The sequence below is a fragment of the Arthrobacter luteolus NBRC 107841 genome, assembly GCF_001552075.1.
GTDB lineage: Bacteria > Actinomycetota > Actinomycetes > Actinomycetales > Micrococcaceae > Arthrobacter_B > Arthrobacter_B luteolus.
In genome coordinates this window covers 1-14,139 of sequence record NZ_BCQM01000019.1, presented here as the reverse complement: position 1 = coordinate 14,139, position 14,139 = coordinate 1, and the positions used below count along the sequence as shown (strand labels likewise).

Below are 14,139 nucleotides of genomic sequence, written 5' to 3'. Positions count from 1 at the left end.
GAGCTCAGCCAGGGCGGTGCCGGCTGCTAGATCGAGTCCTTCAGGGACTCGTGCACCTGGCGGCGCAGCACCTTGCCCAGCATGGACTTGGGCAGTTCCTCGATCGCCACGATACGGCGCGGAACCTTGTACGGGGTCAGGCGTTCACGGCAGTAGGCGCGCAGCGCTGCTTCGTCCAGTTCGGTGTCCGGCTGAAGCACGACGGCGGCCACCACCTGCTCGCTGCCGCCCTTGCCGGGCAGCCCGATCACGGCGGCGTCCGCGACGTCCTGGCTGCTGCGGAGGACTTCCTCGACTTCACTGGGTGAGACGTTGAACCCGCCGGTAATGATCAGTTCCTTGCGCCGGTCCACCACCGTTACGAATCCGTCTTCGTCCACGGTGACGATGTCTCCGGTGCGCAGCCAGCCGTCCGGGGTCAGGATTTCCCCGGTTTCCTCCGGATTGTTCCAATAGCCGGCGAACACCTGCGGTCCGCTGATCAGCAGCTCGCCGGGTTCACCCTGCGGCACCTCGCGGGAAACATCCTCCGGGTCCACAACCCGCATCCGGGTGCTGGGAAACGGTATGCCGATGGTGCCGTTACGGCGGGTTTCGGCGAAGGGGTTACCCAGGGCCACGGGCGAGGATTCGGTGAGGCCGTATCCCTCCACCAGCAGGCCGCCGGATACTTCCTCCCACAATTCCACGGTCCGGGACGGCAGGGTCATGGCGCCGGAAATGGCGTAACGGATGGTGGAGATGTCGATTCCGCGCTTCTTGGATTCGATCGCCACCTTCTCGTAGATCGGCGGAACGGCGCAGAACACGGTCGGCCTTGACTTCTTGGCAGCAGCCAGCACCAGGTCGACGTCGAATTTGGGGAAAAGCACCAGCCGCGACCCGGTGAGCATGGCGAAGGTCAGGTACAGCGTCAGGCCGAAGGCGTGGAACATCGGCAGCACGCCGTAGATGACTTCCTTGCCTTCCTGGGCGCCGTGCATCCAGGCCTGACCCTGCAGAGCATTGGAACGCAGGTTGTAGTGCGTGAGCATCACGCCCTTGGGCATCCCCGTGGTCCCGGAGGTGTACTGCAGCGCCGCGAGATCCGTCACCGCCGGCTTCGGGTGCAGCGGATCGATCGGCGGGCTGGTGAGCAGCTTTTCCCACGGAATGGTGTTTTCCGTCTTGGTGGTCAGGCCGGCGCGGGTACGCCGGAGGGAAGGAACCGGCAGCCGCAGCCCGATCTGTTTCAGCCGGGGCATCGCCTTGGTGATGTCCACGGCGATGATGTTGGGAACGGCGACGTCGTCCGGGAAATCCTGCACCTTCGCCACGGCCTTGTCCCAGACAACCGCAACCTGCGCGCCGTGGTTCTCGAACTGGTGGCGCAGCTCCCGCTCGGTGTAGAGCGGGTTGTGCCCCACCACCACACCGCCCAGCCGCAGAACAGCGTAGAACGCGATGAGGTACTGCGGGCAGTTCGGCAGAATGATGGCCACGCGGTGCCCGTGGCGGACTCCCAGTCTGCGCAGTCCCTCGGCGGCCCGGTTGATCTGGTCGCCCAGCTCGGCATAGGTGGTTTCAGCACCGAAAAACTCCAGGGCCACGTTGGGCCCAAACCGCTTTGCCGCGTCTTCCACCATGGCGGTGAGTGACTCGGTGGGGAGCTCGATTTCGGCCGGCACTCCCGGCTGGTAATGCTTGACCCACAGCGGTTCCTGGGCGGCTGTCATGAATTAAGGCTCCTTAGATCGGTACCTTTGACTATATTCGCCCGACGCATTCAGGAGGACAGCTTCACAGCTTCCGTTCCTCCTGGGAGTCCTGGTGCTCCGACTTGTCCGCGGATAAAGAAAAGAGACAGGAGCCCCACAACAATGACCGCAATGTTGCCCAGTGCCGCAACATCCGCGAGCGGAGAATCAAGCATGTAAGTACTTTGCAGGAAGACACTAGGATCGGTGCTGGCATGCAGCAGGATGGGCCAGATCAGGTTTCCGGTCACCCGCAGGGTGAGGTACATGCAGATGCCGAACGCGAAAGTGTAGAGAAGCTGCAGGGCCGTCGCGAAGAGAGACTGGCCAGAGAGCAGATTTCCGGCGTGCATTGCGGCGAAGAGGGCCGCGGATCCAACCGCAACCATAATTTCCCGGTATCCGGCCCTTCGCAGCAGGTTCACCACCAGCCCGCGGGTCAGCACCTCTTCCGCGAAGCCGATTAACAGCCCGGTCAGCAGCCAGGCCGCCACCAGGCCGAACCCCGCCGCGCCGTAATCCGTGGTGGCCAGACGCAGGACGTTGAAGACCAGGACGACGGCCACCGCGATCCACATCCAGCCCCGGCCGCTGATCGGCTGGCGCTGGAATAATTCCCGCAGCCACCCGGCGGAGAGTGCGAATGCCACCAGGAGTACGCCGCCCAGGAGGATGGGCATCCCGTACAGGACCAGCACAGCCAAGGCCGTGTCCTGACCATCCAGGCGGCTGGCCAAGGGAAGGAAAATCAGTGATAAAGCCTGGTAGAGCACAAAGTACGCAACGGTCAGCAGGAGAGCCCGCCACCAGCCGCCGTGATTCCAGAAACGCCGCCAAACCTCCATACGACCAGCCATGCCCACTCCCCCTCACCCGTCCCGCCCGCAGGAAGTTCGGGCCGCAACAGGATAAATGTAGGCCAGTGGAAACCGCTGCCGCTATCCCTGCTGCTGCGCCAGCCGGCCAAGGTAGGCAGCGAGCGCCCGCGGGGCAGACACCGGAGCCATGGCCTCGACGGCGGCGTTGTAGTTGGTATTCGTGTTGACGTCATAGGTGAGCAGCCGGCCGTCCGCGGACTCGATGAATTCGATGCCGCAAACCTCCAGGTTCATCCGGCGGGCGAAGTCCCGGTAGGCGCCGATGATGGGATGGTCAAAGCCCTCCCGCAGGCTGAACAGCTGGGTGTCCGGCTCCGGTGCAATGGTGGCTCCCGGCGGCAGGACCGGTTTACCGGTGTCCGGGTCGATGGCGCACGCGTCGGCCGGGCACAGCTGGAATCCGCCCCGGGCAGTGTCGGCGCGGATGGCATAGATGAATTCCCCGCCCACCAGTTCCACCCGGGTTATCGAGGGTTCGGCGGCCAGGATGTACTCCTGGACCAGGGTGATGCCGTCCTGCGGTTCCTCGAATTCCTCCGAGGCCACGTAGTCCGCCAGCTCACCGTGGGATTCGAATTTCCGGACTCCCAGCCCCTTGCCGCCCTGGTTGTGCTTCAGGATAAACGGCACCGGGAACTCCTTGGCGGCGGCCAGGATCTGGGTGCGTCCGACGGCGGCGACGGTCCGCGGCGTCTGGATTCCGGCGGCACGCAGGGCGGTCAGCTGGTCCACCTTGCTCATTTCAAGTTCCAGCACCCGCCGCCCGTTGACCGTCCGCCGGCCGTGCGCTTCCAGCCAGGCCAGGACAGCGCGGGCATAGTCCTTGGACAGGGCGTTTCCGCGGGTATGCGAGGAAGCACTGATCCGGGACCAGAAGATCCCTTCCGGCGGAGCCGCGTCCAGGTCCAGCACCCCGTCGGTCAGCAGCCATTCGTGCACCTCCACCCCCTCGGCCTCGAAGGCGCGGGCAAAGGGCGGGAACCATTCGGGGTTTTCATGCAGGGCGTAGACGGGCGGTGCCATGGCGGACCTTTCGAACAAACCGGTGGGAGCAGGGGCGGAAGCTGGCAGCCTACTGGATGAAGATGCCGTTACCCGGGCCGAGAGGCAGGTCGAAGACATAAAAGACAGTCAGGACGGCCACCCAGGCCACCCAGAACACCACGGTGAACGGGAGCATGCGGGAGATCACCGTGCCCAGTCCGGCGGAAGGTTCGTAGCGGCGCAGCATGGTCAGCAGCACAATCATGTACGGGTTCAGCGGGGTGAGCACCTGGGTCGCTGAGTCCCCGACCCGGAAGGCTGCCTGCACAAATGCCGGTTCGTAGCCGAGCAGGGCGAACATCGGCACGAACACCGCGGCCATCAGCGTCCACATGGCCGAACCGGAAATGATGAAGAGGTTCAGCAGCGAGGCCAGGGCGATAAAGGCCAGGATGGCCGGATAACCCGTCAGCCCGATCGATTCGAGCCCGGAGGCTCCGGCCACCGCAATCCAGTTCCCGATCCCCGACCAGTTGAACAGGGCGATGAACTGGCCCAAGACGAAGGCCAGGACCAGAAAGCCGCTCATCTCCTTGATGGACAGGCCCATCACCCGCGGAATGTCGCTGGCCGAGGGCATGGTTCCCGTAATCCGCCCGTAGACGAGGCCCGGGATCACAAACAGCACAAAAACGATAAACACGATTGAGGAGAGCAGCGGTGATGCGGGCAGGAAGCCGCCATCCTCATTGCGCCACGGCGAATCCGGCAGCAGCGAGCCCACGGCAATCACCAGCGCAACGACCGCGCCGATGACCAGGGCCCAGCGCAGGCCCCGGCGTTCCAGCGGGCTCAGGTGGGGGTCAAGGGCACCCTGCCCGTCCGTGCCGGCCCCGGCACCCTGGCTGGACGTGCCGTCGCCGTCGTCCGATTCCTCGGATTCCATGCGCGCCACACCCTGCTTCACCAGCCGCGGTTCCAGGACCTTATCGATGAGGAAACCCGCGGCCAGGATCAGCACTCCGGAGGACACCACGTTGAAGAAGTAGTTGGACAGCGGATTCACCGGCGCCCCGGGATTGGGCAGCGCCCCGGTGACCGCCGTCGTAATCCCGGCAAAGAGCGCGTCCAGGGAGGTGACCAGCATGGAGGTGGAGTAACCGGCTCCGGCGGCCGCGAACCCGCCGAGCAGGCCGGCCACCGGATGCCGCCCGGCAGCCTTGAACACCAGTGCAGCCAGCGGGGGAATCACCACGAAGGCCGCGTCCGCCATAATGGACCCGGCCACACCCACCAGCCCGACGGCGTACGGCAGGGCCCAGCGCGGAGCAGCACCGAAAGCGCGGCGGATCAGCGCGGCGAGCAGACCGGATTTCTCCGCCACTCCGACCGCCAGCAGGATGGGCAGCACTGTGGCCAGCGGCGGGAAGCCCAGGTAATTGGCGCCCAGCGTGGTGGTCAGCCAGGTCATGCCCTCGGCAGTGAAGAGGCCCTTGATCGCGGTGGCCTCCTCGCTGCCCGGCACGGTGACCGTGACGTTCGCCCATGCCATCAGGGTGGAGGCGACGGCCACCGCGGCGAAGAGGAGCAGGAAGAGGATAAAGGGATCCGGCAGGCGGTTTCCGACCCGCTCGACGCCGGCGAGGAGCCTGTCGGTCACCGAGGTGCGGGAAGTCGTGACAGGGGCAGCGTTCATCGATGCATCCTTCGAAGTGGGGGAAGGTCAGTCGGTCAGGCGAAGTAGCCGGGGACGTCCACCGGACCGCCGGCGGCTGCAAATTCCTCAGCGGCAGCGGCCTGGAGCTCCGGATCGCAGAGGTAGTCCAGCGCCGTCAGCGCCAGGCCGGCTGCACCGTCCACGGCGGCAGTGCCCGCCGCCGGCGAGCCGGCGGCCTCGGCGAACTCGCGGGTGTGCAGGGCAATGTCCGGGCTGGAGATGCCAATCAGCGGGTGGATGCCGGGCACCCGGTAGCTGACGTTCCCGAAGTCGGTGGAGGCGGCGAGGGTTTCGGACACCACACCGCCGGGAAGCGGCTGGCGTCCCCGCCGCCGTTCGGCGGCGAGCCAGCGGCCGGTGAGTGCCCGGTTGGTGCGCACCGGGAGCGACGGCGGATGCTCGTCCCAGTCCAGCTCCACCCCGGTACCGGTCATCAGCGCGGCGCCGCGGGCCACGTCTGCCAGCCGGTGGCTGAGTTCCCGGAGCGTTTCGGGGTATTTGGACCGGGCGTAGAACTTCATCTCGGCGCGTTCCGGAATGATGCTCGGGCGGGCGCCGCCGTCGGTAATCACCGCGTGCACCCGGTCGGAAGGCGGCAGCTGCTGGCGCAGCAGCCCGACCCCCTGGTAGGCGAGGGTGGCGGCGTCGAGCGCGTTGCGGCCCATAAACGGCTGAGCGGAGGCATGGGCAGCGACCCCGGTGAAGGTCACGGTGAGCAGCCGGCGGCCCAGCCACACCTGATCCACCACGTCCTGGCCATAGGGGTGCAGCATCACCGCCGCGTCCACTCCGTCCAGCGCCCCGTTGCGGGCCATGACTTCCTTGCCGGAGTAACCTTCCTCCGCGGGGGTTCCCAGCAGCACGACAGTCCCTGGGAAGGCCTCCGGGTTCTCCTGCAGCGTGCGGGCCAGGGCGAGGAATGCGCCGACGCCGGCTGCGGCGATCACGTTGTGTCCGCAGGCGTGGCCGATCCCCGGCAGGGCATCGTATTCGGCCATAACGGCGATGACCGGGGAACCACTGCCGGCCTCTGCGCGCACCGCTGTCTCCAGGCCGTGGACCCCCACCCGGGCGCTTACGCCATGGCGTTCCAGCAGGTCCGCGATGCGCTGGGCACTTCGGTGCTCCTGGTACGCCGTTTCGGGGTCCTGGTGCAGTTCCGAGGCAAGGCCGCGCAGCTCCGGTGCCAGGACGTCCACCTGGGCTTCCACCGCTTTGGCGAGCGCTTCAGGAGCACCGTCGAACGGCGACTCCTCATGCTGAGCTGCGTCCCGGCGGCTGCGGGTTTCTGCCTCTAGATGGTCCAGGTACGTAGTGCTGGGCTGGGTGGTCTGGGTCATGCAGGCCACCCTATGGCCCCCGGGGCGCGCATTGTTAGGGGGGCTAAAGAATGGGTCTCCGGGGGTTCCGTATACCGCTGCCCTGCTCTACCCTTCGCGGATCAGCGGCCGCGGGCAGCAACCCGGGCGACCAGCGCCTGCGGCCCCCGGCTGCCGATCGCCGCCAGGATCTTGTACCGCTTGGACGGAATGGAGATGCTCTTTCCCGCAAAGGCATCCGCGAGTCCCTCGCGGACCACCCGCTCAGCGTCGAGCCACATCCAGCCCGGAAACGGGGCCTTGTCCATCTGCATCCGTTCATGGAATTCGGTGTGCACAAAGCCCGGGCACAGGGCCGTCACCACGATGCCGCGGGAGGAATAGTGCAGGTTCGCCCACCGGCTGAAACTGATCACCCAGGCCTTGGCTGCACTGTAGGTGCCGCGCGGAATGAAGCCGGCGACGGAGGCAACGTTGATGATCCGGCCGCCGCCCCGGGCCAGCATGGAGTTCACGGCCGCATGGCTCAGCAGCATCGGCGCGCTCACCAGCACATTCAGCAGGTCCAGTTCAGCCGCAGCAGAATTGACGTGGAAATCGCCCTTCAGCCCGTACCCGGCGTTGTTCACCAGGATGCCGACGTCGGGCTCTGCCACCCGGGCAGCCACGGCGTCAACTCCTTCGGGTGTGGCGAGGTCTGCCGGCAGCACCGTCGCCTTCACCTTGTAGCGGGCCGCCAGTTCAGCAGCTTTGGCCTCAAGCCGTTCCCGATTCCTGGCAGTGAGGACCACATTGTGACCGCGTTCTGCCAGTTGCCGGGCGAATTCTGCGCCCAGTCCCGAGGTTGCGCCGGTAATTACTGCGGTATCAGTCATGGAGACAGCCTGCTACGGCGCAAACCGGTTTGCAACGCACCGTCTCCTTGCCGCCGGCCGTTGCTCCGCCGGCGGGCTCCGGCCTACCGTGGGAAGACCCCGTCCGCCGTGCGCGCCCGGGAGTGCCACCACCGCAGGAGCGCCCATGGGCCAGACCTCCGGCCATCCGTATCCCTATGCCGACCGCGCTGATGCCGGCCGGGTCCTGGCCGGTGCGCTCGCTGGCTACGGCGGGCGGAACGGGCTGCTGGTCCTGGGCCTGCCCCGCGGCGGCGTCCCCGTCGCAGCCGAAGTTGCCTCCGCCCTGGACGCTGCCCTGGACGTGGTGCTGGTCCGCAAGATCGGCCATCCCCGCCAGCCCGAACTCGCCGCAGGCGCGGTCGCCGAAGCAGCCGGTGAGCGCACCGCGGTCTGGAATGACGACGTCGTGCGGTACTGGCTGGCGGCCTCGCCGGCTGCGGGACAGGCCGAGCTGGACGCAGTCCTTGCTGCCGAAAGCGCGGAGCTGCAGCGCCGGTCCGAACGCTACCGGCCGGGCCGTCCGGTGCAGAGAATCCGGGGGAACCCGGTCATTGTGGTGGACGACGGCCTGGCAACCGGAGCCACCATGCGTGCCGCGCTGGCCGTGGTCCGGAGCCTGGAGCCGCAGTGGCTGGTGGCGGCCGCGCCGATGAGCTGCGCCCCGGTGGGCGGTGTCGCGGCCCTGGCGGACGACGTCGTGATCCCCTGGGCGGACAGCACACTGTCCTCGGTGGGCCAGGCCTACCGGAGCTTTGGGCAGACCGGCGACGAGGAGGTCCGCGCCCTGCTGCGGGTGGAATGACTGCCGCGGCCCGCGGCGGATCGGCCGGAAGCAGCGAATCACCGTCCGCCTGCTGCCCGGCAGCGGCGGGTGCTGGGCTTCCGGTGCCGCCAGGAGGATAATCCGAAGGGCTTGGGGGAGAATTCCGACTGCTCGGGAGGCGCGACATGTCCACAACTCACGGCACCTTTTACGGCTGGGGAGGCCTCAGCCTCGATACCAGTGAACTGTCATCCCGGACGATTTCAGCCGTCCGGACCGGATTCGGCATCTCCGGGGCGGTGGCACTGATCCTGGGCGTGCTGATGCTGTTCTGGCCAGGGGCCACGCTGTCCGTCATCGCCTTCTTCTTTGGCCTGTACTTCCTGATTTCCGGAGCGGTCCGGGTTGTCAGCGGGATAGCGTCCCCCATGTCCGCGGGCCTGCGGGTGCTGAACATCGTAGTTGGCCTGCTGCTCTTCATCCTGGGCATCGCAGCCATCCGAAACCCCGTCCCCTCACTTGCCGTGCTGGGCATGGTGGTGGGGATTGCCTGGATTGTCGAAGGCATCATGGCGCTCACCGAGACCGAAACGGGCGGCTCACGCTGGTACGCGATCACGTTCGGCGTGCTGAGCATCATCGCCGGGATTGTTGTGCTCTTCCTGCCGGTTGAGTCGCTGGCCGCGCTGGTGATCTTTGGCGGTATCTTCCTGGTGGTGCTGGGGATCGTGCAGATGGTCCGGGCCATCACGTTTGGCCGCGGAACCGTGCGCACCGCGTAGCTCCTGTTCTCCGAGCGGCTCCAGAAGTTCGTGGCAGCGCTGTGCCACCGGCGGCGGGGCCGGCGAATCCGGCTGACGCGCGCTGCAGTGCCCGCGGAGGGCGGCTTCGAGTCCGGCAAGCCAGGCGCCGCTCTCCCCGGAATACTCCGGGGAAGCGCAAACATCTGGTCAAACGGGATTGGCCTACAGCATCCGTCCAGCAGGTTCCCAGCAGCTGTTAACACAGCGATAACACACAGGCGCTGCCGGCCGTAACACACCGCGGCCTAGTCTGGGAGAGCGGTACAGCTCCGGTGGGCAAACCCCTCCGGCGCCCCCGCACCCGATCCTCCTGCACGGGACTTCCCTGCAGGCACAGCGCTGCTGCAGACGCACTGTTCCGGCCTCCGGATTCACACCCGGACGCACTTCGCCCGTTCCGCGAATTTCCCCCTTTTCCGAAGGGCTTCCGACTTTCCGGCGGTTTTTCGGCCCCAGGCCGGTCCGCACACGGTTTTCCGGCGCCAGGATTCTCCGTTTCCAGACGGGTCCCGCATACACCCAAGTTCACGGCCGGCCCTTCCTGCCCCGTTTCTTCTTACTCCGCCCGCATACTCCGCCCCATACTCCCCAGCACCCGACCGGCGCTCCGCCGGCCCGACCGGATTGGAGTTCGCTCATGGACTCAGGAAATACTGCCTGGCTGCTCGCCAGTTCAGCCCTGGTCTGCCTCATGATCCCCGGCATCGCCTTCTTCTACGGCGGCATGGTCGGATCACGGCGGATCCTCAACATGATGATGATGTGCTTCGGCAGCGCCAGCCTCGTGGCCGTGCTCTGGGTACTGTTCGGGTACTCCGCCGCGTTCGGCAACTCCCTCGGTTCCCTGGGGCTGCTCGGAAACCCGCTCGAGTTCTTCGGCTTGGAACAGCTGCTCACCGATGACCCGTCGGCTACGCTTCCGGTTGCCCTCTTCGCGGCCTTCCAATTGATGTTCGCCTGCGTCACTACGGCCCTGGTGGCCGGAGCGGCTGCCGGGCGGATGAAGTTTGGCGCCTGGATGGTCTTCGCCGGACTCTGGGCCGCGCTGGTCTATTTCCCGGTGGCACACTGGGTCTTCGCCTTCGACAATGAAGACGGCACGGTCACCGGCGGCTGGATCGCAAACACCCTTGGCGCGATCGACTTCGCCGGCGGGACCGCCGTCCACATGAATGCAGGCGTCGCTGCCCTGGCCCTGGCTCTGGTCCTGGGCCGCAGCCGGGGCTGGCCGCAGGTCCTCAGCCGCCCGCACAACCGCCCGCTGGTGATCCTGGGCGCCAGCCTGCTCTGGGTGGGCTGGTACGGTTTCAACGCCGGTTCGGCCCTGAGCGCCGGGCATACCGCGTCCGTCGTTTTCCTGAACACCGCCGTCGCCGCGGCGGCCGGCCTGCTGGGCTGGGCGCTGATGGAGCGGCTGCGGCTGGGGCGCTCCTCCACGCTCGGGGCTGCCTCCGGCCTGATCGCGGGACTGGTGGCCATCACCCCGGCCTGCGGCGCGGTCAGCCCGCTCGGCGCCGTGGCGATCGGCGCGATTGCCGGGCTGGTCTGTTCCCTGGCAATTGAGTGGAAGTTCCGCCTCGGGTATGACGATTCGCTCGACGTGGTGGGAGTCCACCTGGTCGGCGGTGTGATCGGCACGCTGCTCATCGGGTTCTTCGCCACGGATGCCGCACCCGGCGGCGTGAGCGGAGTGTTCTACGGCGGCGGCTGGAGCCAGCTCGGCATCCAGACCGTGGCCACCATCGCGGTGCTCGCGTATTCCTTCGTCCTCACCTGGGCCATTGCCAAAGCCCTTGACCTGGTGATGGGGCTGCGGGTCCCCGAGGAACATGAAGTGCAGGGAATCGACCTTGCCGCGCATTCGGAATCGGCGTACTTCAACGACGACGAACCCGCGGAACTCGGTGCCCCGATGCGGCAGTAGCTGCTGTCCGCATCGGACGTCGGCGGTGCCCCTCCCGGGAACGGGCGGGGCACCGCTTGTTCTTGTCCTGCGCCTTGTCCCGCCAGCCGGGCGGTGCCTCGGTTCGCAAAAAATGTTGTACAAACCACCCGAACACGGAAGGCTGGATGCCACACCACAGTGGGACATGACAGGACGAGACGGGACAAGAGAAGGCAATGGCTACGATCGATCTGAACGCCGACGTCGGAGAGTCCTTTGGCCGGTGGTCGCTGGGTGATGACGCCGCCATGATCTCCGCGGTGACCAGCGTGAATGTGGCCTGCGGTTTTCATGCGGGCGACGCCGGCACCATGTACGCCGCGTGCCTCGCCGCAGCGGCCGCCGGCACCGCCGTCGGCGCCCATCCCGGCTACCGGGACCTCTCCGGATTTGGCCGCCGCGCCCTGGACATGGAAGCGGAGGTACTCACCGGTGAAGTCATTTACCAGATCGGCGCCCTGCAGTCCCTGGCCCTGGCCGCCGGCACCCGGGTCAGCTACGTCAAGCCGCACGGGGCGCTGTACAACACGATCGCCCACGATCCGCAGCAGGCCCGGGCCGTTGTCGACGCCGTTTGGGCGGTGAGCCCGGACCTGCCGCTGGTTGTACTGCCGGGATCGGTGGTGGAGAAGCTCGCGGGCGAGGCAGGGCTGCGGACCATCGCCGAAGCCTTCGCGGACCGCGCCTACAACCCGGACGGCACCCTGCTCGCCAGGACCCGCCCCGGATCGGTGCTCCACGACCTCGGTGAAATCACCGACCATGTGCTGCGCCTGGCCGTGGACGGCAAGATCCAGGCCGTGGACGGCACGGTGATCGACGTCGCCGCGGAGAGCATCTGCGTCCACGGGGACACTCCGGGCGCCGTGGCGATGGGCCGGGCGGTCCGGGCCGCGCTGGAAGCAAACGGCGTCACCGTTGCCAGTTTCATCTAGCGCCGGTACCCCGGTCCAGGCGGCGGACCCGGCCGGGCCTTCGTCCCCGTCAGCGGCCGCAGCCTCCCGGGACCGCGGGTGGCCACCGCACATCCGGCAGGCCGGAAGCCGGGCGCTGCTGGTCGAAACCGCCGACACTGCCGCGGCCTCCGCCCTGCATGCGCAGCTGCTCGCGGGTCCGCTCCCCGGACAAGTCGAGGTGATCCCTGCAGCGCGCACCGTCCTGCTCCGCCTGGCCACAGCAGCCCAGGCCAGCCGGGCCGCAGACCTGCTCGCTGCGCTTGAGCCTTCAGCGCCGGTCACCGGCAGTTCCTCCACCAGTCCAATGGGCCCGCTGGTGGAACTGGACACGGTGTACGACGGCGAGGACCTCACCGAGGTTGCCCGGCTGACCGGACTGGGTTCCGCCGAGGCCGTTGCCGCGGCCCACAGCGGCACGGAGTGGACGGCTGCGTTCTGCGGCTTCGCGCCCGGATTCGCGTACCTGACCGGCGGCGCCCCCGTGCTGGAGGTCCCCCGGCGGGACCAGCCGCGGACCCGGGTCCCCGCGGGCGCCGTCGCACTGGCCGGACCGTATTCCGCGGCATATCCCGGTCCTTCGCCGGGAGGCTGGCAGCTGATCGGGCGGACCGGGGCGCCGCTTTGGGACCTCGACCGGGAACAACCGGCGCTCATCGTCCCCGGGACCCGCGTCCGTTTCCGTCCGGTCCGCGAGCGCTTCGAGCTCCGGCCGGGAGCCGGCGCCTATGGGGAGGGCGGACACACATCCGTCAGCGCAGCCGCCACCTCCAGCGACGGCATCACCCGCCAAGATGTGCCCCCAACCCCCAGCGCCGGCAGGGAACCGGTGTTGCCAGGGCCCGCCCATCCGATGCCGCCCGCAGCCGCACCCGCCGCCGTCGTTCTACACCCCGGCCCCCAGGCGACAGTGCAGGACCGCGGGCGTCCCGGGTACAGCAGCATCGGCGTCGGGGCTTCCGGCGCGGCCGACCGTTCCGCCCTGGCACGCGCCAACCGCCTGGTGGGCAGCCGCCCGGACGCCGCCGCGCTTGAGGTTCTCTTCGGCGGGCTGGTGCTGCGGGCGGAAAAGGACCTGGTGCTGGCGGTTACCGGTGCGGATGCGCCGCTGTCAGTGCTGACCGCCGAGGGGACGGAGCGTCCTGCCCTGCCGGATGTTCCGTTCCTGCTGCGCACCGGCGAGGTTCTCACCCTGGGTCTGCCAGTGGCCGGGCTGCGCAGCTACGTGGCCTTCCGCGGCGGGCTCGAGGTGTCCGCGGTGCTGGGCAGCCGCGCGACGGATACGCTGGCGAAACTCGGGCCGGAGCCGCTGGCGGCCGGGGCCCGGCTCTCCGTCGGCGCCAGCCCGGGCACCGCCGTCGGACTCCATGAGGTGCCGCCGCCGCTCCCGGGGCCCGCCGCGGAGCTGAGGTACCTCCCCGGACCGCGGCAGGACTGGTTCAGCGCAGCCGGAGTGGAGGCGTTCGCGGCGCAGGCGTGGACGGTTGGGAACGAATCGAACCGGGTGGGTATCCGTTTCAGCGGTGAACCGGTACCCGGCCGGCGTCCCGGTGAGTTGGAGAGCGAAGCAGTGCTGCCCGGCTCCATCCAGGTGCCGGCGTCCGGACTGCCGATCCTGTTCCTCGCCGATGCGCCGGTCACGGGCGGGTATCCGGTGATCGGCGTGGTTGTGGAAGCCGACCTGGACCTCGCGGCCCAGCTGCGGCCGGGAACTGCGGTGCGTTTTGTCCAGGTCCGGGCACCGGCGGAGCCCGGAACGGAGCCGGAGCCCTGGGCGGAGGCTGCTGGCTGATTACAGCCCGGGATTCAGCCCTTCCTCTTGGCGGAGATAGGTGTCCAGCAGGTCCCGGGCATGCTGGGTGTCCGGTCCTTCCTTGACCAGCGCATCCATCATGGCCTTCCCCTTCTCCTCCCCGGCAGGGAACGGCGGCAGCAGCGGAATGTCAGGATCGGCGAGGACCTCGATGAGGACTGGCCGGTCAGCGTCCAGGGCCGCATTCCAGGCAGCACCGATCTTGGCCGGATCGTCAACCAGGATCCCCTGCAGGCCCAGCAGTTCGGCATAGCGTGCGAAGGAGAAATCCGGCAGCGCCTGGCTCTGGTCGAAGCGCGGGTCGCCCTCCATCTCCCGCTGTTCCCAGGTCA

General features: G+C 67.9%; 12 protein-coding genes. 5 read left to right on the top strand and 7 right to left on the bottom strand.

The genetic code is table 11. From position 1 onward, the window contains the following. Positions 1-26: 26 nt before the first annotated feature. From AL3_RS17380 to AL3_RS17355, 6 genes are all read right to left on the bottom strand, one after another. The gene (locus AL3_RS17380; RefSeq protein WP_066303462.1) at positions 27-1,715 is read right to left on the bottom strand and encodes a long-chain-fatty-acid--CoA ligase; all 1,689 of its coding nucleotides are present in this window, start codon (positions 1,713-1,715) and stop codon (positions 27-29) included. 50 nt (positions 1,716-1,765) lie between these two features. After that, positions 1,766-2,593 carry a CPBP family intramembrane glutamic endopeptidase gene (locus tag AL3_RS17375; protein WP_151723873.1) on the bottom strand — a complete coding sequence of 276 codons (828 nt, stop codon included), beginning with the start codon at positions 2,591-2,593 and terminating at the stop codon, positions 1,766-1,768. Between the two features lie 81 nt (positions 2,594-2,674). Next, a complete protein-coding gene (locus AL3_RS17370) occupies positions 2,675-3,637 on the bottom strand; it encodes an ATP-grasp domain-containing protein (RefSeq protein WP_066303459.1) in 963 nt (320 codons plus the stop codon). A gap of 49 nt (positions 3,638-3,686) precedes the next feature. Continuing rightward, on the bottom strand, positions 3,687-5,294 hold the full coding sequence (locus AL3_RS17365) for an AbgT family transporter (protein ID WP_066303458.1): 1,608 nt from the start codon (positions 5,292-5,294) through the stop codon (positions 3,687-3,689). Positions 5,295-5,329: 35 nt separating this feature from the next. Continuing rightward, positions 5,330-6,655 (bottom strand): M20 family metallopeptidase, encoded by a 1,326-nt coding sequence (locus AL3_RS17360; RefSeq protein ID WP_066303456.1) that lies wholly within the window; start codon positions 6,653-6,655, stop codon positions 5,330-5,332. A gap of 101 nt (positions 6,656-6,756) precedes the next feature. Beyond that, positions 6,757-7,509: an SDR family NAD(P)-dependent oxidoreductase gene (locus AL3_RS17355; RefSeq protein ID WP_066303454.1), complete on the bottom strand. Its 753-nt coding sequence runs from the start codon at positions 7,507-7,509 to the stop codon at positions 6,757-6,759. 145 nt (positions 7,510-7,654) lie between these two features. Here AL3_RS17355 and AL3_RS17350 point away from each other — a divergent pair, with 145 nt between their 5' ends. The 5 genes from AL3_RS17350 (at position 7,655) to AL3_RS17330 (ending at position 13,786) form a co-directional block, all read left to right on the top strand. Continuing rightward, positions 7,655-8,332: a phosphoribosyltransferase gene (locus tag AL3_RS17350; protein ID WP_066303452.1), complete on the top strand. Its 678-nt coding sequence runs from the start codon at positions 7,655-7,657 to the stop codon at positions 8,330-8,332. 146 nt (positions 8,333-8,478) lie between these two features. Further along, complete coding sequence (locus tag AL3_RS17345) at positions 8,479-9,075, top strand: HdeD family acid-resistance protein (RefSeq protein ID WP_066303450.1); 597 nt, start codon at positions 8,479-8,481, stop codon at positions 9,073-9,075. Between the two features lie 658 nt (positions 9,076-9,733). Next, positions 9,734-11,020: an ammonium transporter gene (locus AL3_RS17340; protein ID WP_066303448.1), complete on the top strand. Its 1,287-nt coding sequence runs from the start codon at positions 9,734-9,736 to the stop codon at positions 11,018-11,020. A gap of 197 nt (positions 11,021-11,217) precedes the next feature. Further along, the gene (locus AL3_RS17335) at positions 11,218-11,976 is read left to right on the top strand and encodes a LamB/YcsF family protein (RefSeq protein ID WP_066303447.1); all 759 of its coding nucleotides are present in this window, start codon (positions 11,218-11,220) and stop codon (positions 11,974-11,976) included. Next, entirely contained in the window at positions 11,960-13,786 is a 1,827-nt protein-coding gene (locus AL3_RS17330; protein ID WP_169795763.1) for a 5-oxoprolinase subunit B/C family protein, read from the top strand. Before AL3_RS17335 ends, AL3_RS17330 begins: the two co-directional genes overlap by 17 nt. On the opposite strand, the gene AL3_RS18700 is transcribed toward AL3_RS17330, so the two are convergent. Beyond that, positions 13,787-14,139 (bottom strand): thiamine pyrophosphate-dependent enzyme (locus tag AL3_RS18700; RefSeq protein ID WP_370665533.1); only part of this gene is annotated, 353 nt, incomplete at its 5' end.